Genomic DNA, 24,458 nt, shown 5'->3' with positions numbered 1-24,458 from the left:
TTTAAAATACAACTTCTCGATACAATTTCAACAAGTTGAAATCACTCGAAGTGACAAAAACCTATCATCAACTATGAATATGCTCTGTCAGAATAGTATCGAGAACTACTATAAAAACTAGCCCTCTACCAATTTTAAGAACAATTTAACAACACCTAAAAATCTAAACCTAAAAACCTCAGCGTATCTATTTTAACAAGAATAGGCCTACCTCTTGATGTTTCAATCAGTTCTCAAGAACCTGTCGTCCGACAGTTAGAAAAGAGACTAAGTATTAATTTAAAATCCACAATATTATGATTTTTAGAATTTTAGTAGTGGCATGCTTCGCTCTTAGCGTAGCGCAAGCCCAAGACATTCAGTACGTTTTTGCAGAAAACGGATTAGTAGTAAGAGAAAAACCAAATCAAGGCGCAGTTAAAGTAGGTTTATTAGATTATGGTACAGCAGTAGAAATTATTGAGCACACCAATTTGTCTTTAGATATTAAAGACAATAGCGGAAAAATCACTGGCCAATGGGTTAAGATAAAAGGCAGAACAACAGACGAGTTTTTTGAAGAAGGTTATGTCTTTAATGGCTACTTAACCGAACGTGAAATTCATAGTCCTTTAAAAATAAAATTTGATGCCTTTACAGTCTTCGTAGATGAACTGGCTAAAGACTCCTCTTTAAAAAATGCAGAACTAAATGACGACACTACACCTATTTTTAAAATAGAGCAAGGTGTATCACCAGAAAATAGATACCTTAAAGTAAAACATCATCAAAACTACAGAACTATCGAGGTGTTTCAACGTCATAGAAATAGTATTGTCGTCACTCAAGGAAAGGAAAATAAACTAATCGATTACCAGCATTACAACTCTAGCTGGAGACCACTAAAAATGTTACCATCTTCTGGTAACATCTTTAAAACCATTACATTCTCTAAAAAAGAGTATAAGCGGTTTGGTAAGATTAACAAACAAGAGTTAAACATGTTTATTAAAACGCAATGTTGCACAGATTGTAATACACTTACATCAGAAACCAAAGCTCTAAAGAATATTCCATATACCATCATGCCAAGTCAAATACAACTCAAAGTAGTAATGACCGATATTGATGGTTACAAGACTGAGAAAATTATCATTTTTGAATTACCTTTAGAAGGATAATGGTTTACAACTTAACAACATAATACAGTACTATTCTTATGATGCACAACAGAAAGCTATTCGTTTTTGCCATACTCTTAGCATTTGCGATCTCGTGTAAAAAACAAGTTACAGAAACCGACAATATCTTTAGGTTTAGAGATTATATAAGTTATACTACTTCTGGGAGAGTTTCAGTTGTAGAACCTATAAAAATCACCTTAGCTAATCCTATTGAGAGTTTAAATCTAGAAAACGATTTACCTTCAGATATACTTAAAATAAAACCTCATGTTTCTGGTAAACTCGTTGCTGTAAACAAACATAGCTTACAATTTACACCAGACGAAGCTTTAGATGCAGATACAGAATATGCTGTAGTTGTTAATCTTGGAAAGCTTTACGATGCAATTCCTAAAGATTACAAAACCTATACCTTTCAGTTTAAAACCATAACACCTAATTTTAATATTGTTACCAATGCCTTGCAATCCTATTCTAAAGAATGGCAATATATAGACGCTGTTATGCGCTCTGCAGATGTCATCTCTTTAGAGGATGCAAAGCAATTAGTCTCAGCATCACAAAACGGGAACTCCTTAAATATGGTTTGGAATGAAGGTTACGAACGTTCTAAATATTTTGAATTTAAAATAGACAGTATTAAACGTAACACTGAAGATAGCAAGATAACAGTTGCTTGGAACGGGAAAAAAATAAGTGCAGATAATAAAGGGTCTAATGCCATTACAATTCCTGGAAAAAACAACTTTATAATTACCAAAACAGAAGTATTTCAATCACCAGAACAATATTTACTACTCAATTTCTCAGACCCATTACAAGAGCAGCAAAATTTTGATGGCTTGGTGAGTATTCAAAATACCCAATCACCACAATTTATTGTAGAAGGGAATGTGCTAAAAGTGTATCCAAACTCTAAATTAGTTGGTAACCTGCAAGTTGATGTTTTTCAAGGCATAAAAAATTCTGAAGGGTTTAAGCTAAAAGTCCCTTTTTCAGAATTGGTCACTTTCGAGGATATTAAACCACAAGTACGTTTGCTAAGCAGCGGTTCTATTTTACCCAACTCCAAAGACCTTAATTTTAATTTTGAAGCGGTTAACCTTAGCGCAGTTGATGTAAGAATCATAAAGATTTTTGAAGATAATGTATTGCAATTCCTTCAGAATAATAACCTCAACAGCAACAACAGACGAAACATTAGACAAGTTGGTCGTCGTATAGCTAAACAGAAAATTGAGCTTCAAGAACCCTCAGAAAATACTGGGAAGTGGAAAGCATATAGTATTGATTTGTCTAAGTTTTTTACTGCAGATCCTGGTGCTATTTATCGTGTTGAACTCAGCATAAAAAAAGACTACTCGCTTTATAATTGTGACGTTAGTGCCAACATAACTAATTCCGAAGATAATGAAGATTACTATGAAGATGAGTATTACGAAGAGGACTATTATGATTATACAGAGCAGTCTACAGCAGACGAAGATCTTCTTGAAGAACAGTATTGGGATAATCTAAGCTACAGTTACAGAAATAACAGGTATTACAATTGGCGATATCGTGATAATCCATGTCATGACGCCTTTTATAATGACAACAGAACCATTAGCCAAAATCTCATCGCTTCCAACCTTGGAGTTATTGCTAAAAAAGGTGGTGCTAACGACTATTACTTTGCCATTACAAATGTGCTCAATACAAAGCCAGAAGCTAATGCCAAAATAACGCTTTACAACTATCAACAACAAGAATTAGCTTCGGCTATAACAGATAATGAAGGCTTAGCACAACTAGATATTACTAAGCATGCAGCTTTTGCTATTGTTAAGAAAAGTAACCAAACCAGTTACGTAAAACTTAGTGATGGTAGTGCGCTATCATTAAGTAAATTTGATGTATCTGGTCAGCGCTTGCAGCGTGGCCTTAAAGGTTACCTTTATGGCGAACGTGGTGTATGGCGACCTGGAGATTCGTTACATCTTACATTTATTTTAAATGACAATGCTAATAAATTACCGAAAAATCATCCTGTAAAATTAGAAGTAACAGATCCTGCTGGTAAATTGGTTTACAAAAAAGTAACGCCAGATAACACCAATAATTTCTTCGCCTTCTCAGTACCTACAACACCAGAAAGTAAAACCGGAAACTACAATGCTAAAGTGTCTGTTGGTGGCGCAACGTTTTATAAAACCTTAAAAGTAGAAACTGTAAAGCCAAACCGATTAAAAATAAAAATTGATTTTGAAGACGAGATTCTAACGGCTAATAAAAACTTAGAAGGAATACTTGATGTTAAATGGTTACATGGTGCACCAGCTAAAAACATTAAAGCTGAAATTAAAGCGAAGTTCAGTAATTCGTATTCCGGATTTAAGAATTATAAGGACTATATATTTAGAGATCCAACTCGAAAATTTAATTCGGAAGACGTCACCATTTTTGAAAATTCCGTAAATGAAGAAGGCATAGCAGATGTCAATACAGCGTTAACTATTGGTAAAAATGCACCAGGATTATTAAACGTACAGTTTTTAGTCAGAGCTTTTGAAAATGGTGGCGATTTCTCAATGGACGCCTTTACAAAAACTTATGCACCTTACGATAGCTTTGTTGGATTGCGTTCACCAAAACGCAGAGCCTATGGTTCTTATTTTACAGATGAAGACCAGGAGTTCGATATTGTAGTGGTTGATAAAAACGGTAAACCACTTAAACGAGAAGGTTTAGAGGTGAAAATTTACAAAGTTCAATGGCGTTGGTGGTGGAATTCCTCCTACGACGATTTGGCTTCTTATGTATCTAATTCCTATCATCAACCCTTCAAAAATTTTAAGCTAGATACAGATAGTAACGGAAAAGCCAATTTTACAGTTAATGTTCCAGATGCTGAAAAAGGACGTTATCTCATTAGAGTTTATGATCCTAAAAGTGGTCATGCCACAGGAACCACAGCGTACTTTTACAAATATTGGTGGCAAAATGCTTCTGCTCAAAACAGTGAAAACGCCAAAATGCTCATCTTTTCAGCAGATAAAGAACGCTATAATGTTGGTGATAATGCTGTAATAACCTTCCCTTCAGGACATGAAGGTAGAGCATTAATAAGTATAGAAAATGGTTCGGAAGTATTAGAACATCGTTGGGTAAAAACGGTTAAAGGCGAAACCAAAGTCAACATTCCTATTTTACCAGAAATGGCGCCTAATATCTTTGTCAATATTTCGCTTTTGCAGCCACATGCGGTTACTGCAAACGATTTACCTATTCGCTTATATGGTGTTATTCCATTACTGGTTGAAGATCCTAAAACAAAATTAGAGCCAGAAATTAGCATGCCTAAAACCTTAAGACCTAAAGAAGACTTTAAGGTTAGAGTCTCGGAAAAGAACAATAAATCCATGACCTACACTATTGCTGTTGTAGAAGAAGGCTTATTAGATCTTACACGCTTTAAAACACCAAATGCTTGGAACGAGTTTTATAAACGTGAGGCTCTAGGTGTAAAAACTTGGGATGTTTTTGATGATATTATCGGAGCCTATGGCGGAAGCATTGATCAGGTATTTGCTATTGGAGGTGATGGTAGTGCTGCTAGTGGCAAAAAGAAAAAAGCAAACCGCTTTAAACCAGTTGTTACCTACTTAGGGCCCTTTACATTAAACGCTGGTGAAGACAAATCTCATACTATTAAAATGCCAAATTATATAGGTTCAGTAAGAACCATGGTTATTGCTGGTAATACTGTTACAGATGCCTATGGAAGTACAGAAGAGACAACACCAGTAAAAAAACCGCTCATGGTGTTAGCCACCTTACCACGTAAATTAAGTCCTGGCGAAAAGGTAACTTTGCCAGTTACAGTATTTGCCACAGAAAAGCACATTAAAACTGTAGATATTAGCCTAAAATTATCTGATGGCATTAAGGTTATTGGCACTTCTACCAAGACCTTAAATTTTGCCAAACCTGATGAAAAAATGGTCTTCTTTGAGCTCGATGTTACCAAAGCAAAAGGGATTAACACGGTTGAAGTTATATCTAAAGGACATGGTGAAACTTCATCTTATAAAGTAGAACTAGATGTTATAAACCCTAATCCAATATCCTCAAAAGTTATAGAGTTAACCTTAAACCCAAATGCTACGGAAACCTTCAATTTTGAAACTTTTGGCGTAACTGGAACTAACGCTGCAACAGTAGAATTCTCAACCATGCCACCGATGGATTTCTCGCGTCGTTTACAATATTTGGTGCAATATCCTCATGGATGTGTGGAGCAAACGACGTCTAGTGTATTTCCGCAGTTGTATCTCATGGATATTTTCGATTTGCCAGCTGACAAAAAGCAAGATATTCAGAGTAATATAACCAATGGCATAAAACGTTTAGGCAACTTCCAAAGAACAAATGGAGGCATGAGCTATTGGATGGGAGAAGTTAATGTTAATGATTGGGGAACAAGTTATGCAGGCCATTTTATGATCGAAGCAGAAAAGAAAGGCTATGTTTTACCATTAACATTTAAGAGTAATTGGTTATCCTATCAGAAAGAAGCTTCACGTAAATGGCGACCAAGTTATCGTCATTACAACTCAGATTTAGCGCAGGCTTACCGACTCTATACTTTAGCCTTAGCAGGACAGCCAGACCTCGCTGCAATGAATCGTTTACGAGAATTTACAGAGTTGTCTAACGAAGCTAAATGGCGATTGGCAGCAGCTTATGCTTTAGCAGGGCAACAAGAAGCAAGTAATGCAATTTCGCAAACTGCCAATGTAGAATTTAAACCTCCAAACTCCAACTATTACACTTATGGTTCTATAAACAGAAATAGAGCTATGGCATTAGAGACGATGGTTATAACCAAAGATAATCGTCAACGTGAATTAGCAAAGGTTATCGCTAAAGCGCTATCAGACAACCGTTGGATGAGTACACAAACCACAGCCTATAGCCTACTCGCAATGGCTAAAATGGTCGAAGCCAATGGTGGAAAAACCTTGCATTTAGAGTTTACCAATGCTGGACAAACTTCAGCAATTAAAACCAAAAGTGCCATTGCACAACGCGATCTTGTTATAAAAGAAGGTACTAATACTATAACGCTTACCAATAAGGAAGCAAATGTTGTCTATGCTCGTGTTCTGAATTCTGGGAAATTACCACTTGGCAAAGAACTTACAGAACAACGAGGATTAAGCGTCTATGTGGAGTATAAAGATTTAAAAGGTAATAAAATTGATGTTACTAAATTGCAACAAGGACAAGATTTTGTAGCTAGTATTACCATTTACAATTTAAAGAATAGTCCTATTAAAGACGTGGCATTAACACAAATTTTCCCGTCTGGTTGGGAAATTGTGAACACACGCTTTACTGATTTTGGAAGCACAGTAACAAGCACTGCACGTTATACAGATATTAGAGACGATCGTGTTAATTTCTATTTCGATCTATATAAAAAGAGCACTAAACAAGGGACTAAAACCTTTAATGTGATGCTTAATGCAGCGTATCTTGGTACTTACTATTTACCAGGAATTCAAGCAGAAGCCATGTACGATAATGAGTATCTTGTAAGAGGAAAAGGACAATGGATAACTATTGAAAAATAATAAATGAATTCAAGCTTTAAACCATATTACGCAGTAATATTTACATCAAAACAGGCAGGTTCAACTGAAGGATATTCTAAAATGTCAGAGGAAATGGAAGAGCTAGCTAAACAGCAAAAAGGCTATTTAGGTATTGAAAGTGCTAAAAGTCAACTAGGCATTACCATTAGCTATTGGGAGAATTTAGAATCCATTAGAAACTGGAAAGAACAATCTGATCATCTTATAGCTCAACAAAAAGGACGTTCGGACTGGTACAGTTGGTATCATGTTAGAATTTGTAAAGTTGAACGTGAGTATGAGTTCAACAAAAAAATAATTAATTAAAAAAACTCCTTCCCTAAAATAGGGAAGGTGGATTTGATTTCAGAATAGAAATCAAAGACGGAAGGGTAAACACATGAAATTAATAAGCTATATAAAACATCACAAAATAAAATCAGCTACAATAGCTGTGCTTCTTATTGCCTATTATTTCTGTTTACCTCATCATTTATTCTCTGATCCAACCTCTACAGTTATTGCTAGTAAAGACAATGAGCTTCTTGGTGCATTAATTGCTGATGATGGTCAATGGCGTTTTCCTGTTAATGATAGCGTCCCAGAAAAATTTAAACAGTGTATCGTTCATTTTGAAGATGAATACTTCTATAAACATCCTGGATTTAATCCAGTATCAATAGTAAAAGCCTTAAAGGAAAACTTAAGCTCTGGTCATGTTAAACGTGGTGGAAGTACACTTACACAACAAGTCATCCGATTATCTAGAAAAGGTAAATCTAGAACCTACTTTGAGAAAGTTATTGAACTTATTTTAGCTACACGTTTGGAATTTAGAGCCTCTAAAGATGAGATCCTTGCACATTATGCAAGTCATGCACCATTTGGAGGTAATGTTGTGGGCTTAGACGCAGCAGCATGGCGTTATTTTAATAGGCCTGCAAAAGATCTGTCTTGGTCTGAAAGTGCAACACTAGCTGTTTTACCAAATGCGCCTAGTCTTATATATCCTGGTAAAAATCAAGAACGCTTGCTTAAAAAACGAAACAGATTACTAAAAAAATTATTAACGAAAGGTGTTATAGACTCATTAACGTATAACTTATCTGTAGTGGAATCACTTCCGCAAAAACCATATCCTTTACCACAAATTGCGCCTCACTTATTGCAGCGCATTACGCAAACTCATAAAGGTAGCTATGTCGCCACAACACTTAATAAAACATTGCAAGAGGATATCAATGCTATAGTTGCCCAACATCATAAATTACTCAAGCAAAATGAGATTCACAATATGGCTGTCTTAGTTTTAGAAGTAAACACCAAAAATGTACTAGCCTATGTTGGCAACTCACCTACAGATAGAACGCATCAAAATCAAGTAGATATTATTAATAAACCACGCAGCACTGGCAGTATTTTAAAACCCTTTTTATATGCTGCTATGTTAGATGCTGGAGATTTGTTACCAAATACCTTAGTGGCAGATGTGCCAACGCAGTTTGGTAATTATAATCCTGAGAATTTTAATAAAGAATTTGATGGTGCTGTACCATCAAGTAAAGCTTTGTCAAGGTCACTAAATGTTCCATCTGTAAAATTACTTCAAAAATTTGGACTCGATCGTTTTCATCATTATTTAAAAGACTTGAATTTAAAAGATATTCGTTATAACGCTAACCATTATGGTTTGTCTCTAATTCTTGGAGGTGCCGAAAGTAACTTATGGGATTTATCTAAAAGCTATATGAATATGGCTTCTACTCTAAACCACTACAGTGAAAGTTCTAGCGAATACTTCAAAGATGAATTTATAGAACCTAGTTTCTTCTATTCTGAGAAGTCTTCAAAAGATGAAAAACAACAAGAGACAATAATATTTGACGCGGCTTCAATCTACCTCACCTTTGAGAGCCTAAAAAATGTCAATAGACCTGAAGGTGATGAGAACTGGGAATTCTATGATGACTCTAAACAAATCGCTTGGAAAACAGGAACCAGTTTTGGTTTTAGAGATGCATGGTCTATTGGTATTACTAAAGATTATGTAGTTGGCGTTTGGGTAGGTAATGCAGATGGTGAAGGGCGACCTGGATTGGTTGGTGTGCAAACTGCTGCTCCTGTAATGTTTGATGTGTTTGATTTATTACCTAACAGTGATTGGTTTGCAAAACCTTATGATGAAATGAGCGAGGTCTCCATTTGTAGTGAAAGTGGATTTAGAGCCAATCCTTATTGTGAGAACGCTACATTAGAGTACATCCAAAAAAGTGGTTTAAAAACAGCACCTTGTCCTTATCACGTTTTGATGCATTTAGATGCTTCCGAAACCTATCAGGTAAATACCTCTTGCGAAGACGTGACTACTATTAAAAATAAATCATGGTTTGTTTTACCACCTTTAATGGCTCATTATTACAAACGTAAAAATCCATTTTATAAAGTGCTACCACCTCGTCGTGAGGACTGCTATAGTAATGAACAAAACGTTATAGACTTTATTTATCCTAAAGCTAATTCTACCATTTTTTTGCCTAAAGATTTTGATGGTACAACTAATGAACTCATTTTAAAGTTAGCTCATTCTAAACCTGAAGAAGATGTCTTTTGGTACTTAGATAATACGTTTTTAGGTACTACAAAAGATATCCATGATTTAGCCATATTACCAGAAGAAGGCGAACATATTATTTATGTTTTAGATGCTGATGGTAATGAAGCTAAACGAAAGATTACCATAACAAATTAAAAAAGCACCTCAAAAAATGAGATGCTTTTTTTAGTATTTATAAGAATCTTGCTTACACAGGAATTTGTTTACCCTTCACAACTAGCACATTCTTTCTTTTGTTTGAATTTCTGTGCTGCGTTCATACTGTGTTGATAGTACAACGACTTTACACCTAGTTGCCATGCTGTAACATAGATTTTATTAATGTCTTTAACTGGCATATCTGGATGTACCATAATGTTTAAAGATTGCCCTTGATCGATATGATTTTGTCTGTTGGCTGCTTGATAAATGATCGTCATTTGATCTATTTCAGAGTAGGTTTTAAACACATCTTTTTCAAGATCTGTAAGACCTTCTAAATGTTGAACCGAACCATCATAATCGCGTATGCTCTTCCAAATTTCTGGTGTATCCATTCCTTTTTCTACTAATAGCGCTTTTAAGAACGGATTCTTGATCGTTGTTTTTATTTTTGCGATATCTTTTACATAACTGTTAGACCAGATTGGCTCAATACCTTGTGATACTTGCCCTAAGATAAAAGCTGAAGATGTTGTTGGCGCTACAGCATTTAGCGTTGCATTACGTCTACCATGACCTTTTAATACCTCTGGCTCACCAAACATTTCTGCTAACTCCTCTGATGCTTTAACAGATTTTTCTTTAATAGTTTTAAAAATTTCACTGTTAAGATTATAGGCTTCAGCACTATCAAATGGTAACATTTTAGATTGTAACAATGAATGCCATCCTAGAGCTCCCATACCTAAAGCTCTATTTTCTTTAGCAAAATTATACGCTTTCTCCATAAACATAAAGGTCTGTTGATCGTCTCGATCTGGAGAGTCTCTGTATACCTCTAGCTTCGTTACAAATTCTTCTAGTACAGCATCTAAGAAATAGATCATCGTTTCTACTGCATCTGTATTTTTCCACTTATCGTAGTGTAATAAGTTTATTGAAGATAGTACACAAACAAACGACCATCTGTCGTTTGTTGGTAACATAATTTCTGAACATAAGTTACTTGCGTAAATCTCGTGCTTATTTTCTTGATACACTTCTGGCGCGGTGTTGTTAGCATTATCCTTAAAGAAGATATAAGGGTAGCCTATTTCGCCTCTACGTTGTAATACTTTTGCCCAAATAGCACGTTTATCAGTATCACCATCAATCATGTCTTGCATCCACTCATTACCAACAGTAACACCATGTGTTAGCTCCTGGATTGGATTACCTTCAGTACCAATTTCTAAAAACTCATGTATATCATTATGTTCTATTGGTAGGTATGGAGAAAAACGACCGCGTCTTACAGAACCTTGACTAACAACATCAACCATTTTTTCAAACAATTGCATAATATGTACAGCACCTGAAGATTCACCATTATTTTTTACTGGTGCTCCTCTGTGACGTAATTTACCAAAGTAACCAGAAGTACCACCTCCTAATTTAGACATCATTCCAACTTCTGATTGTGTGTAAAGGATATCTCCCATGTCATCAGAAATGTGTGAACCGAAACAACTAATAGGTAGACCACGTTTTTTACCAAAGTTAGACCACACTGGTGATGCTAATGAGTAAAACCCTTCTGCCATGTAACCATAAAACTTATCTGCAAACCCAGGAATCTTTAAGATTTTTTCTGCATTGTTGGCTATTTCTCTAATTCTTGCTTCTGGTGTGGTGCCTTCTGTAAGATAACCTGAGGATAAAAATTTACGACTATGGTCTGTTAACCATTTAATTTCGGGCTCAGTGTTGGCCTCTTTAATGGCTTCTTTTCTGGCTTTTAATAATTGATCTTGTGGAGAAGTTGTTGTAGTTTGAGGGTTAACTACGTTTTTTTCGAGGTTTAAGTTAGTGTTTTCGTTCATGGTTTAAAATAAGTCGTCGCTAGTTATACTTTTAGTTCTTTTGCTGTAGTTGATAGAGCGTTTCACGAAGAAATCGCCATGTTTGGTCCCAATAATTTCATCATCAAACCATTCGGTTTGTTCTAGTAGGCTGTTATCAATATCAAATACTTTTTCAATACCGATACTTTCTAATGAATTATTAAATCTATTTTTTATGAATTCGTTAATTACGTTTTTAGGAAGGAAATCTAATTCACCTGCTTCAAAAATCCAGTCGATAATTCTGCTTTCAGATTCAAAAGCTTCTTCGCACATTACTTTTACAATGGTTTTGTACTCATCACCAAACCAAGTTGGGTTTTCGTCTTTAATAATTCTGATAATATCAATTCCGAAATCACCATGTATTTGTTCTTCTTTAGAGGTTGCTTCCACTACGTTAGAAACACCCTTTAGCATGTTCTTGTGTTTATTAAATGCCATGATAATTAAGAACTGTGAAAACAATGACACGTGCTCTATAAACAGTGAGAACAGTAAAATAGATTCCGCATACTCTTTATTATCTTCGCTTTTTGCATTTTTTAAAGCAGATTCTAAATAATGAACTCGTCTCATTATGACAGGATTTTTCTTTAGTCTTTTAAACTCATTATTAAGACCAAGAATTTCTAATAAATGAGAATAGGCATCATGATGACGTACCTCACTTTCTGCAAAGGTTGCTCCTACTGCTCCAATTTCTGGTTTTGGCATTTTGTGATAAATATCTCCCCAAAATGATTTTACCGCAACTTCTATCTGAGAAATTGCTAACATGGTATTTTTTATAGCATTTTGCTCAACAATGGTTAAGCGCGTTTTAAAATCTTGGATATCACTGGTAAAATTAAATTCTGAATGTATCCAATACGAGTGTCGTATAGCATCAACATAGTCGTTAAGGGCAGGATACTCATAAGGTTTTAAATTAATACGCTTTTCAAAAATATTAGTCTTTCTGTTTCTGGCTTGCTCATCTCTGTATAAGATGTATGCTTTAGCTACATCCAAAAACTGGCTATCCATTAATTTAATCTCAACAAGATCTTGAACTTCTTCTACAGTTGGTACGTATTTATAATCTTTACTTTTTCTATCTAATAAATCTTGCAGCACATTAACAGCAATAGTATTAGCATCTTCTTTTGTCCCATTACCTACAGACATCATCGCTTTTTCAACAGCATTAGAAATTTTATTTAAAACAAACGGACTTGTTTCGTAATCTCTTTTTATAATCTCTGTAATCTCTAATTGCGTCGTTTCCATGAGTTGTCTTTAAATTTTGAGGCTAAAGAGTTTATAGAATGGTAAAAATCATTCTAGATTTCTATAGCAGATACTGTAAAATGTGTTATTGTTTTCTTTAAAAGAAATAAAAAGAGGCCTGAATTTTAAAAAATGCTTTTATAAGCTAATTTTAACTTTGATACCAAAAGTCATTTTTTATTTTGCCCTGAGCAAAGATTACTAATTGTGCTTAAAATTAAAAGACAATGTCATAAACGTTGTCAACAAGTTTTTAACAAAATTTTTGGAATGAATTTTGATCTACGCGAAACAAAAATTAGTTTATATTACTGTATATCAGAACTTTAATCGAAAATCGAAGATTATTTAAAAAGTAAGAAAAAACCTGTTAAATGTTCTCGTAATTACCTAAAATACTACGCTTTTAGTGTATGATTTTGTTTAGCTTATATACAAATAAAAAGAGAGCTGAAACAGCTCTCTTTCCCCAATAATTAACTAAACTAACTAAAACTATTTAAATAAAACTCTTAGGTTTTGAACTAAAACTTAAATTCAAATTATCAAGATAGTTTACTGACTTTTTTCTATTAATAGCTAATAAATTATAAGTGAGTCCCCACGATCACTTTACATAATATACTTTGGTCAGTACTAAATGAATTACAAATATCTCAATTACTTTGGGTGAATAATTCATATTTGTATGGTTGGTTATAAAAGTTGTATAACTGGATGACCCATTTTTATATTCTTATTCTTAAGATATTGAAGATTCTCATTCTACACATAAAAACAAACCTACTATACATAAAAAACAGTTGCCCAACCTAATATTATTATATTTGAATTGATTATGAGTATCAAAGCAGTAATAGTAGACGACGAGCCTAAAGCAATCCAAAGTTTATCCTGGGAGCTTAGCAATTTTAGTAGTGAAATTGAAGTTGTCGCCACGTTTTCTAATCCAGAAGAAGCTATACTATATCTTAACAACAACCAACCAGACTGTTTGTTTTTAGATATCCAAATGCCTTCTATGGATGGTTTTCAGTTTCTAGATAAGTTGCATAATACAGAGTTTGCTGTCATTATAACCACTGCGTATAATGAATATGCCATGAAAGCTCTTAAACATGAAGCTATAGACTATCTTCTAAAACCTATAGATTCTGACGATCTTAAACTCACTATTTCAAAAATTAAAAAATTCAATGATCGATTGGTGAATTCTACAAAAATTGTTGATGCTTTAGAGAATTTTAATTCAAAATTTGGCAAAAAGAAAATCACTATTAATACAGACGGGAAACTGATTTTTATTGACATTGATGACATTATATTGGTAGAGTCTGATGGTAATTACAGTACTTTAATACTAGAAAATAACCAAAAAATTGTTGTTACTAAAAAGCTTAAGGAAGTTAATGGTATTTTGCCAGATCATTACTTTTTCAGAATTCATAATTCTTTTATTATTAATCTAAATAAAATTAAAGCCTTTATTAAAAATGAAGGTTATGTTATAATGTCTTCTAATCATAAAATCCCTGTGGCTAGACAACGAAAATCTGACTTCTTAGAAAAATTGTAAATGACTCAGGTTCTAAAACGACATATTGCACTTATTCTCTTCCAATTTTTTGCAATGTTATCTTTTGCTCAGAATGATGATGCTTTTAACTCTTCAGTTAATACCTTATTAGAAGCATCAACAAATTCTTACGAGGAAATAGATGCGGTTTTAGGAGACTTTAAAAGAGATAGCACTAAAATGTTAAGTCTATTGGATATGGCCAAGACTAACAAAAAATTAAACTTACAGAGTTATGCGCAAAATGCTCTAGGAATTATACATAGAGATATATCTAATTATGAGAGAGCCATAGATTATCATAAAAATGCAGAAGACCTTGCAAAACAAAACGACAATATAGAGCTGCAGGTTATTAGTCTAAATATGCTTGGCGTTGTGTATAGAAGAATGGATGTTGTTAAGCCTGCATTAGATTATCACTCTGAAGCGTTAGAGCTTGCCAATACAGTTGATAACAAAAGTAAGCGCCTAAAATTAAGCATTGCTGTATCTCAAAACAGTATGGGAAATATTTACCTAGCGCTTAAACAATATGACCTTGCTATTGAACAATTTAATAAATCTCTAATTATTGAAATTGAAGAAGAAAACAAACTTGGCCTTGCTATTAATTACCACAATATAGGTTATGCTCAAGAATCTAAAGGTAATTTAGAGGATGCGCTAATCAACTACCAGCGATCATTGGAGTATAACAACCAAATTGACTCTGATCTTGGCCGAATTATTTGTCATAATAGTATTGGTGAAATCTATATTCAACAAGGACAATATAAAGAAGCTGAGTTACTTATTGAAGATGCTCTAGAAAAGGCCTTGCTTTTAGGAGATCAGTACTATATATCATCGACCTATCTTAATTTAGGTCGCCTAAAATTAGAAAATAACACACTAAATAAGGCAAAACAATACCTTGATCTCGGATTAAAAACTGCAACTCAATACAACCTAAAATCTTCAATAGTTGAAGCCAACAAACTCTTATCAGACTTTAATACTAGAAAAGGAAATGACAAATTAGCATTTAATCATTATAAAGCAGCTATTTCTACTGAAAATACTATAGCTAATGAGCGAAATGTTCAGTATGCTAATGATATTATACTTCAGCACGAAACGGAAGCTAAAAATAGGGAGATTGAAGTCTTAGCCGATAAGTTAGAACAAAATAAAAAAGTGTTTTGGTATGCTTTGCTTACTTTAGTATTTTTTGCAGCAGTAATTATTGCCTATAACCGAACTCAACAATTAAAAAAAGAAAAACAGATTCTTACTTTAGAGCAAGATATGCTTCGCAGCCAGATGAATCCGCATTTTATTTTTAATTCTCTCAACTCTATAAAACTTTATATCATTAACAATGAGAAAGAAAATGCAGTCTACTATCTCAACAAATTCTCTAAGTTAATTCGAAAAATACTTGTCGCTTCTACTGAGAAAGTTATTAGTTTAAAAGATGAGTTAGACACTATGGAGTTATATATTAATATCGAAAATATTAGATTCTCAAACGCTATCCAATTTTCTATTGATATTGATGAAAATGTTGATGCAAATGGTATTAAATTACCGTCTTTGGTCTTACAACCATTTTTGGAAAACGCTTTGTGGCATGGATTATCCACTAAAAAAGAGGATAAGCAAATTCATTTAAAAGTAATGTCAGAGAACGACTATGTGACTATTTCTATAACCGATAATGGTGTTGGACGAAAAGAAGCTCAGCGTATTAAAAAAGCTAAAATATTAAAACAAAAATCTATTGGAATAGAAATCACCAAAGCAAGGTTGGCAAACTTTTCTAAAGACTTTTTTGGTGATTATAATTTAGATATAGTAGACTTGGTAGATGCTTCAGGAAACGCTTTAGGAACAAGAGTTAATCTAAAGATTCCTTTAATGCAAATAAATCTTAAAACGGCTTAGCATTATTTGGTTATCTATTTTTATCTGCTGCAATTTTCTCGAGTTCCATATACCAATCCTCTCCAAACTTTCTTATTAGTGCTTCTTTTACAAATTTGTAAACAGGCACTTGTAATTCTTTGCCTAGAGTACACGCATCATCGCACAATTGCCATTTATGATAGTTAACAGCAGAAAACTCGGTGTAGTCCTTTACACGAATTGGATATAAGTGGCAAGATACTGGCTTTTTCCAACTAATATCGCCTTGGTTATAAGCTTCTTCAATACCGCAAAGTGCTGTTTTTTTATCGTCAAAAATAACGTAAGCACATTCTGCATTATTGATCAAAGGAGTTTCCAAGTCACCATCATCTGAGGTTACAAAAACACCTTGCGCTTCGATAGCTTTAACACCTTCTTTTCTTAAATACGGTTTTACTTTAGGATAAATATCTTCTAAAATTTTAGTCTCTTCATTATCTAAGGGAGCTCCTGCATCACCATGTATACAACAAGCACCTTTACATGCTGAGAGATTACAAACAAAATCTTTATCGATTATATCTTCTGAAACTATAGTCTTTCCTAGTTGAAACATAAATTACTATTTCTAATACTAAGTAAAAATAGTTAAACTTTACTGTAATTTAATATTGAATATCTGCAATTAAGTCCCATCTTTGCGGCGAAATTAAAACCTAAGCATAATGCAGTTAGATCCAAAGGAAATATTTACGGCTTTTATGGTCTTATTTGCCGTAATAGATATCATTGGAAATATACCAATAATAATAGATTTAAGAAAAAAAGCTGGTCACATTCAAAGTGAAAAAGCCTCATTAATTGCTGGTGTAATTATGGTGGTGTTTTTATTTGTTGGACAGAGTTTATTATCTCTTATTGGCATTGATGTAAACTCCTTCGCAGTCGCTGGAGCATTTATACTTTTCTTTATTGCGCTAGAAATGATATTAGGTATCACACTTTACAAAGATGATGAAGAAGGTAGTATTACAGCGTCAGTTTTCCCATTAGCTTTTCCGCTTATTGCAGGACCAGGAAGTCTTACAACATTGCTGTCTTTGAGAGCTGAATTTCAGACTCAAAATATTATCATAGCCATTATTATAAATGTTATATTCATTTATTTGGTCTTAAAAACGTCTGCTAGAATAGAGCGTTTTATTGGTAAAAATGGAATTAGTATCATACGTAAAGTTTTTGGTGTAATTTTGCTTGCTATAGCCGTAAAATTATTTGCAACCAATATAAAAGCCATGTTAATTTAATTGTATGAAACTATTTAATATCATCTTTACATTAGTAGCAATTGCGCTTATTGTATTTAATACTACAAAAATAAATTTTAATGCGCCTTTTAAGGGAGATAGTATGGTTGCTATTATTACTATTGTAGCAGGTTTATGTGCTATTTTAGTAGTTCAAATTCTAATGATCTCTAGACGAATAGAGGAAAAGTCTAAAGGGAAATAATGGATTATGACGTTTTAATTATTGGTGGTGGAGCAGCAGGTATGTCTTGTGCCTTAGTCTTAGGCTCTGCAGTAAATAAACCCTTTGCTGAAAATAAAAAGATAGGTATTATATTACATCAAAAAACATCACATTTACAAAATGCCATATTTAATAACGTACTTGGCTTAGAACCTGGTACAACTGGTGCTTCTATCCTAGAAAATGGCCCAAAACAGTTACAACATCTTTATCCTCATGTTAACCAAATTTTAAAGGAAAAAGTAATCGCTATAGATCAGACAACTGATGGTTTTTTAATACGTACTAACAAGACTAATTATACCTCAAAAATTGCTGTAGTTGCTGTTGGTTATACAAATCTATTAAATATAAAAGGTTTAGAAGCTTATATAGAATCTCATCCTAGAGCTAATAGCGAAAAAAACAGGATTTGGTTAAAAAATACAGACCACATAATTACTGAAAATCTTTACGTTGCCGGAACATTAGCAGGTTGGCGTAGTCAGTTTGCCATAGCCTCTGGAAGTGGTGCACAAGTAGCAACAGATATTTTAACCCTTTGGAATGATGGAAAGCATACCAAAATACATGATAAGATTTAACTATTCGCCCTTATTCAACAACAACACCTCTTCAATCATGTCATCTGAGCTATTTAGAATTTGATGATACGCTTCATCTCCAAATAATTGCTGCCCAAGAGCGGCTTTAATCATAAGTTTTATCTGGTCATGGTAAGCTACAAAACTAACTCGTGTACGCTCTCTGAAATTGAGATAATCTTGAAATCTAATAACAACATCGTCACTAACCTCAAAGTGCTTCATAAAATCCTCTTTAGATACATCTTGGTAAACGTCTCTATCTTTGTCGAGTTCTTCAAATACAAAATAACTAATATAACCACGTTCTTCTATATAACTTAAGGTTTCATTCTGTACACTTGTATCTAAAGGCACAAAAATATCTGGTATTATACCTCCTCCTCCATAGACCACTTTACCTTGTGGTGTAACAAAACGCAAAGAGTCGGCAACTTTAATATTTTCGTCATTACTTAACTCACCTGATCTTAAACGTTTATAATAGTCTTCGTAATAGCGCTTATTACCATTATCATATGGTCTTTGAATGGAACGTCCTGTTGGTGTATAATATCTAGACACTGTTAAACGCACAGCACTTCCATCTCCCAAAGCCATTTCGCGTTGTACTAACCCTTTTCCATAAGAGCGTCTACCAACTATAGTTCCTTTATCGTTATCTTGAAGTGCACCTGCAACAATTTCACTTGCAGAGGCAGAATTCTCATTCATAAGAACATAGATATCACCTTCTTCAAAATCACCTCGTTGAGTAGCGTAGCTTTTTTCGATCTTGCCTTTTTTATTTTTTGTGAATAAAATAAGCTTATCGTCCTCTAAAAACTCATCAATGATTTGTTCAGCTACACCAATATATCCTCCAAGGTTATCTCTTAAGTCTAAAGCTAATTTTGTAGCGCCTTGATTTTGTAGCTTAGTCAAAGCTTTTTTAAATTCTTTGTATGATGATTCTGCAAATCTATTGAGTTTGATGTAGCCCAAATGATCCGTAACCATATAAGCTGCCTCAACACTTTTAATAGGAATATCTGAGCGTTTTATATCAAAGCTAAGCAATTCTTTTTCGCCTTTTCGTCTTACTTTAAGGTTAACTTTGGTGTTACGCTCGCCTTTAAGTTTCTTAACAATATCATCATTAGACCATTGTCTGCCAAAAATAGAATCACCATTAGCCATTACAATTCGGTCTCCAGATTTAATACCAGCTTTAAAACTTGGGCCTCCTTCTGTTGGTCTTATAACAACAATGGTATCTTTATAAGTGTAGAAATTTATACCTATACCTACAAAATCACCTTTCATATTCTCAGTAACCCGTTGTAAATCTTCTTTAGGAATATAAGTAGAATGTGGATCTAAGTTATCAAGGATTCCATTTACAGTAACATCAACTATACTATCTGTATTAACTTCATCAACATACTCATGATCGATGTAATCAATTAATCTATTAAGCTTGTCTTTTTTACTATTATTCCCAAATAATTTATCTGAGGAATCTGTGAAATTTAACTTTCCTCCTATGAGAATTCCTATAGCAGCGGCAATGCCAATACAAAGTGGTATATATTTTTTGTGATCTGCTGCCATTATGCTTTTAAATCTTCAATTATTTGTAAATCAATGCCTGCCTTTTCTAAAAATCGTAATCCAGAATCATCCTTATAGGCTTCACTATATACAACTCTGATTATTCCTGCCTGATGAATTAATTTACTACATTCTTTACAAGGTGACAAGGTAATATACAACGTTGAACCTTTACACGATTGTGTAGATGCTGCTACTTTTAAAATAGCATTAGCTTCTGCATGCAAAACATACCATTTAGTGTATCCTTCATCATCTTCACAGTAATTTTCAAATCCTGTTGGTGTTCCATTATAACCATCAGAAATTATCATACGATCTTTTACAATTAACGCACCTACTTGCTTGCGTTTGCAATGCGATAATTTTCCCCATTCTTTCGCAATCCTTAAATAGGCTTTATCGTAACGTAATTGTTTGTCTTTAGACATGTGATGTATTGAATTAACGAATATAGTTGGTTAGTGTTGTTTATACAATGTGTTTGAAGTTAAAGTTTTACCAATATGTAATGAAAAATCTAAAGAATTTTAAGATAAGAGATCACTCCCAAGAATCATAGGAATACATAACCCAACAACAATTGCAGAAACTACCATAATCCAATCGCGTTTAGAGAACCTGAAGATAGTTTGCCCTAAAAAGCCTAAAAATAAAACTACAAATACAATGATAACTTGAGCAATTTCAATACCTAATGCAAACTCAATTAATAGTACAAGTTTGTTGTCTGATTCTCCTGCAAACATTGCAAATTCTCTGGCAAAACCTAATCCATGTACCAACCCAAAAAATAAAGTTGAAAGTCCTATAAGATTTATATTCTGATTCTTAGACGTTTTACCAGCTGTAAATACATTATACAGGGCAACAGCTAAAATAGTAACAGGAATTAAAAACTCTACGACTTCGCCATTAACACTGACTACTCCATAGGCTGCTAAGACAAGTGATAAAGTATGTCCAAATGTAAATAAAGACACTAAAATTAGTACACGTTTCCAATCTTTATAGAGATAAGGTATAGCAAGCACCATTAAAAAAAGTACATGATCGTATCCATTAGGATCTAGAACATGGTTGATGCCATATTTTATATTAAACCAAAATTCGTCAAGCATAGCGTGTGGTTTGGGTTTAATTCAAAATTACAATTTAAACCCAATAATTAAAAATAAACTCTAAAGGAAAGATTTGGTGTAATACCTAGTGAGCGTTGAATAGTCTCATTAACCACATCATTATTAATACGATAGAAATTATTTATTTGATTTTCTCTGTCTAATAGATTCCAAATAGAAAGACCAATATTAGCCTTAGTTGTTTGTCCTAAATAAAAATCATAGGTGGCTGAAACATCTAATCGTAAATAATCTCTTACACTAGATGTATTTGTAGGACCAAAATTTACAGCGTTATTAATAATATCATTATTTGGAACTGGCCTTGTGGTTGGATTACCAGAATGCCAATTTAAACCAGACGAAATCTTTAATTGGTTTTTACTATACGCTGCTCCAAAAGCAATAGCATGTGTAATATCTAAATTACTGGGAAACGGATTGGACTCCAAACTATTGAATGTATAATTATTAGACATATAAGCATAACTTAACCAAGTATTAAAGGTCTTAAACTGTTTACGCAATAACATGTCTAAACCCTTAACATCGTAACTTCCATTAGCTCTAATAAATTGATATTGATTTTGAAATCCTTGGCTTTGAGAAGTAATACCATCTATAAACTTGTAATACCCATCTAAACTTAGTAACCATCCTTTTTTACTAAAACTAAGTCCTGTTGAAATTTGTTTACTTCTAAGTATAGGAATATCTATATCATTAGAAAGCTGCCATCGTCGCTTTTCTACACCTAAAAAATCATTCTGAAAATTAATAATCTGTGATGTATTTTGATGTTTAAATTCCGCAAGGACTTCTAACGAAAAATGATCTGATAAGCGTTGGTTAAAACTTAAACGAGGTTCTAGAATAGATTTTTTTAACTTACCAATATAATTGTATCTAAGACCACCATTTAAAGAGGTGTTTTTATTTGGTGATTTGTAATTTACCTCAGAGTACAATCCATGTGTTCTTACAACTTCAGAAATTAGAATTCTAAATACAGGTAAATCAACGTCATCTAAATTAGTGATTTGTGTTTCAACAAACTGATAACCATTTAATAGATTTAAATGTTCACTAATAGCATAGTTTGTGTTAAGTTTAATACTGGTTTCAGAAATTTTATTTTCTTGAAGAAACCGCTGAGAATCTAAAATATTTACATTGATAGATTTAAGCTTATAATCCGTTTCATATACATGAATATCTGAACTAAAATTAGTATTCCATTGTCTTTTATAGTGAATAGCTGCTGCAATACTATTCTGACTTAAACTACTTTCTTTAGATGTTGATTGCACATCAATTAGAGCAGATTCGTTAAACTTTAATTGATTGGCAACATTAATGAAGTTAACGCGTAGTTCATCCTTATCACTTATGTTGTAAATCCACCTAAGAGAGGTGTCATAAAAATTAAATTCCTGATCAGAATTAACTATGCTCGTCGTGCTTACAAGTTCTGTGTCTTGAGAAATTCTATCAAAATACGCTTTATAAAGTGGTGTTTGTACAATATCACTTATAGATTTACGAGCTGCAACCTGAATGGAGGATTTAGAACTTAATGCTACATCTACAAAACCATTGACATCAATTAAGTTAACACCTATGTTACCTTTAAATTCAGTATTAACTTTCTCTGCTGTTTCCATTAAAATGGAACCAGAAACACCATCTGTGTAATCCGAACCAGTTCCGTTTTTTTTTAGATAAACGCGTTCGGTAATCTGAGGATTATACATGGATATTAGACCAAAAAAATGTCCAGACTGATACATTTTTATACCATCCCAAAGTATAAGATTTTGATCATTAGTTCCACCTCTAATGTTAATATTAGAAACAGTTTCGTTACTACTAATAATTCCTGGGAAAGCCTGTACTGCTTGGAGCACATCTGTATCGATAAGACCTGGAAGTATATCAAAATTTTTAAAATCTATCTTAAAGGATCCATCATTTATTTTAGTGATTCCGTTAACTATATAATTAGATAATACTATTTCTGAGAGTACCTCAATATCGGGTTGTAAAAATACATCAGAACATTTGGTTTGCTTAAAATCTTTTAAAGACTGCTCCATGGTTTTGTAACCAATATGCCTAATCTCTATGATATTATTTTCATTAGCTACAGTGATATTAAAAAACCCATTATCATCAGTAATTGTTGATATATTTAAGCTTTTAATTGTCGCAAAAGGAATTGGAGTATTGGTGTCTTTATCTCTTAAATAACCACATAAAGACAAATCGTTTTTAACCTGAATGAGGACTACGTTCTCACTCATTTTTATAAATACTAAACCGGTTTCATTTTGTAAATACTGAAGAATGGTATCAAGTGATTGTGATTGTTTAGGCGTTGTAATAACAATATCCTTAACAGCGTCTTCCGCATAATTAAAGTTGATAGCAAATTGTTCTTCTATTTGAACTAAAACCGTTTTAAGCGATTGTTGATCTTGTGCATTTAATTTAAAACAGAAAAAAACACAGATAGATGTGAGCAGAAAAGTCTTTCTAATCTTTATTCCCATTAATGATAACTTGCTTAGTTTTACTTAACTCAAAGCTCATGTTCATTGGTAAGGTTACAGATTTGAGCGCATCCTCAAGATTGTTATGTGTAAAGGATCCTGTAAATAATCTATTAGTATCAATATTAAGAGACGTTATTTCTATAGTATACTGACGCTCTATTTCTTGTAAAACTTCGGACAGTGGAATTGCATTAAAAGTACTTCTGTTTTCTGTCCAGTCAGGAACAGTAGAAAACGTCTTAGCCGTTTTAAAGTTATTATTAAGCAATAGAAAGCTATCGCCAGCATTAAGACGTTTTTCGTTTGTTGGAGTTGTAACTTTTACAATACCTTCATAACAAGTAACTTCAAAATAGTTAAGGCGTTGTTTAACGTTAAACTCAGTACCTACTACTGTAACAGTACCATCATCTGTAATAACATCGAATGTGCTGCCTTTGGTGACTTTAAAATACGCTTCACCTTTTAATTGAAGCGCTCTTTTCTCTGACCATGTTTTTTTATTATATGTTAACTCAGATAATGCATTTAATTTAACTGAGGATTGATCTGGTAAGGACAGTTCTATTTTTTCACTTGCAAGTGTCTTAATCTCAATTTCATTTTTTTGAAAAATAGTAAAAAATAAACCTAAGGAAATTAAAAATACTGCTGCGATTTTAAATAAAGGGGTTTCCCAAATCCTAGGTTTAGGATTAAGATCAGTAGAATTTAAATATGAATTTTCAAAACTCATAAAATCATTAACTTCAGAAAAATTAGAGGCTTTAAAATGTTTGGCACCTTCAACAATAGCCTTATTTAATGAGGCATCATCAAGCCTATCAAATGCTGTTTGTTCAGCATCTGTTAGTGTGTTAGATAACCATTTTTCTAATAATTCTTCGGTGTTCATAATCTCTTCTGTTACCT

17 protein-coding genes are annotated in these 24,458 nt (G+C 33.2%); 9 read left to right on the top strand and 8 right to left on the bottom strand.

Annotation, left to right across the window (positions count from 1 at the left end):
• Positions 1 to 296: 296 nt before the first annotated feature.
• The 4 genes from RM697_RS05975 (at position 297) to pbpC (ending at position 9,530) form a co-directional block, all read left to right on the top strand.
• Entirely contained in the window at positions 297 to 1,160 is an 864-nt protein-coding gene (locus RM697_RS05975) for an SH3 domain-containing protein (RefSeq protein ID WP_311426951.1), read from the top strand.
• Between the two features lie 41 nt (positions 1,161 to 1,201).
• On the top strand, positions 1,202 to 6,781 hold the full coding sequence (locus tag RM697_RS05970) for an alpha-2-macroglobulin family protein (protein ID WP_311427032.1): 5,580 nt from the start codon (positions 1,202 to 1,204) through the stop codon (positions 6,779 to 6,781).
• Positions 6,782 to 6,784: 3 nt separating this feature from the next.
• The gene (locus RM697_RS05965; protein WP_311426950.1) at positions 6,785 to 7,108 is read left to right on the top strand and encodes an antibiotic biosynthesis monooxygenase family protein; all 324 of its coding nucleotides are present in this window, start codon (positions 6,785 to 6,787) and stop codon (positions 7,106 to 7,108) included.
• 73 nt (positions 7,109 to 7,181) lie between these two features.
• Complete coding sequence (gene pbpC / locus RM697_RS05960; protein WP_311426949.1) at positions 7,182 to 9,530, top strand: penicillin-binding protein 1C; 2,349 nt, start codon at positions 7,182 to 7,184, stop codon at positions 9,528 to 9,530.
• A 68-nt stretch (positions 9,531 to 9,598) separates the two neighbouring features.
• Here the strand turns inward: pbpC and RM697_RS05955 are convergent, their stop codons facing one another.
• Positions 9,599 to 11,398 carry a ribonucleoside-diphosphate reductase subunit alpha gene (locus RM697_RS05955; protein WP_311426948.1) on the bottom strand — a complete coding sequence of 600 codons (1,800 nt, stop codon included), beginning with the start codon at positions 11,396 to 11,398 and terminating at the stop codon, positions 9,599 to 9,601.
• Between the two features lie 3 nt (positions 11,399 to 11,401).
• Positions 11,402 to 12,691 (bottom strand): ribonucleotide-diphosphate reductase subunit beta, encoded by a 1,290-nt coding sequence (locus RM697_RS05950; RefSeq protein ID WP_311426947.1) that lies wholly within the window; start codon positions 12,689 to 12,691, stop codon positions 11,402 to 11,404.
• 838 nt (positions 12,692 to 13,529) lie between these two features.
• Here RM697_RS05950 and RM697_RS05945 point away from each other — a divergent pair.
• Complete coding sequence (locus RM697_RS05945) at positions 13,530 to 14,267, top strand: LytR/AlgR family response regulator transcription factor (RefSeq protein WP_311426946.1); 738 nt, start codon at positions 13,530 to 13,532, stop codon at positions 14,265 to 14,267.
• Positions 14,268 to 16,196, top strand: coding sequence for a tetratricopeptide repeat-containing sensor histidine kinase (locus RM697_RS05940; protein ID WP_311426945.1), 1,929 nt, complete (start codon positions 14,268 to 14,270; stop codon positions 16,194 to 16,196).
• Positions 16,197 to 16,206: 10 nt separating this feature from the next.
• Here the strand turns inward: RM697_RS05940 and RM697_RS05935 are convergent, their stop codons facing one another.
• Positions 16,207 to 16,776, bottom strand: coding sequence for a DUF3109 family protein (locus RM697_RS05935; protein WP_311426944.1), 570 nt, complete (start codon positions 16,774 to 16,776; stop codon positions 16,207 to 16,209).
• Between the two features lie 109 nt (positions 16,777 to 16,885).
• On the opposite strand from RM697_RS05935, the gene RM697_RS05930 reads away from it, so the two are divergent.
• Genes RM697_RS05930 through RM697_RS05920 form a run of 3 tightly spaced genes read left to right on the top strand, consistent with a single transcriptional unit; the run spans position 16,886 to position 18,277 of the window.
• Positions 16,886 to 17,467 (top strand): MarC family protein, encoded by a 582-nt coding sequence (locus tag RM697_RS05930; protein ID WP_311426943.1) that lies wholly within the window; start codon positions 16,886 to 16,888, stop codon positions 17,465 to 17,467.
• 4 nt (positions 17,468 to 17,471) lie between these two features.
• Complete coding sequence (locus tag RM697_RS05925) at positions 17,472 to 17,672, top strand: hypothetical protein (protein WP_311426942.1); 201 nt, start codon at positions 17,472 to 17,474, stop codon at positions 17,670 to 17,672.
• Complete coding sequence (locus tag RM697_RS05920; protein ID WP_311426941.1) at positions 17,672 to 18,277, top strand: FAD-dependent oxidoreductase; 606 nt, start codon at positions 17,672 to 17,674, stop codon at positions 18,275 to 18,277. Before RM697_RS05925 ends, RM697_RS05920 begins: the two co-directional genes overlap by 1 nt.
• Here RM697_RS05920 and RM697_RS05915 read toward each other — a convergent pair whose 3' ends face one another.
• The 5 genes from RM697_RS05915 to RM697_RS05895 form a co-directional block, all read right to left on the bottom strand.
• Positions 18,278 to 19,870, bottom strand: a complete 1,593-nt coding sequence (locus tag RM697_RS05915; RefSeq protein WP_311426940.1) for a S41 family peptidase — start codon at positions 19,868 to 19,870, stop codon at positions 18,278 to 18,280.
• Positions 19,870 to 20,301 (bottom strand): deoxycytidylate deaminase, encoded by a 432-nt coding sequence (locus RM697_RS05910; RefSeq protein ID WP_311426939.1) that lies wholly within the window; start codon positions 20,299 to 20,301, stop codon positions 19,870 to 19,872. The genes RM697_RS05915 and RM697_RS05910 overlap by 1 nt, the downstream gene beginning before the upstream one ends.
• A gap of 99 nt (positions 20,302 to 20,400) precedes the next feature.
• On the bottom strand, positions 20,401 to 20,991 hold the full coding sequence (locus RM697_RS05905; RefSeq protein ID WP_311426938.1) for a HupE/UreJ family protein: 591 nt from the start codon (positions 20,989 to 20,991) through the stop codon (positions 20,401 to 20,403).
• 47 nt (positions 20,992 to 21,038) lie between these two features.
• Positions 21,039 to 23,543, bottom strand: a complete 2,505-nt coding sequence (locus tag RM697_RS05900; protein ID WP_311426937.1) for a TonB-dependent receptor — start codon at positions 23,541 to 23,543, stop codon at positions 21,039 to 21,041.
• Positions 23,527 to 24,441, bottom strand: coding sequence for a FecR family protein (locus RM697_RS05895; protein WP_311426936.1), 915 nt, complete (start codon positions 24,439 to 24,441; stop codon positions 23,527 to 23,529). Before RM697_RS05895 ends, RM697_RS05900 begins: the two co-directional genes overlap by 17 nt.
• Positions 24,442 to 24,458: the final 17 nt, after the last annotated feature.

This window comes from Microcosmobacter mediterraneus, assembly GCF_031846265.1.
Lineage (GTDB): Bacteria > Bacteroidota > Bacteroidia > Flavobacteriales > Flavobacteriaceae > Microcosmobacter > Microcosmobacter mediterraneus.
The sequence above is the reverse complement of the archived record's forward strand: the minus strand, read 5'-3'. Positions and strand labels throughout refer to the sequence as shown.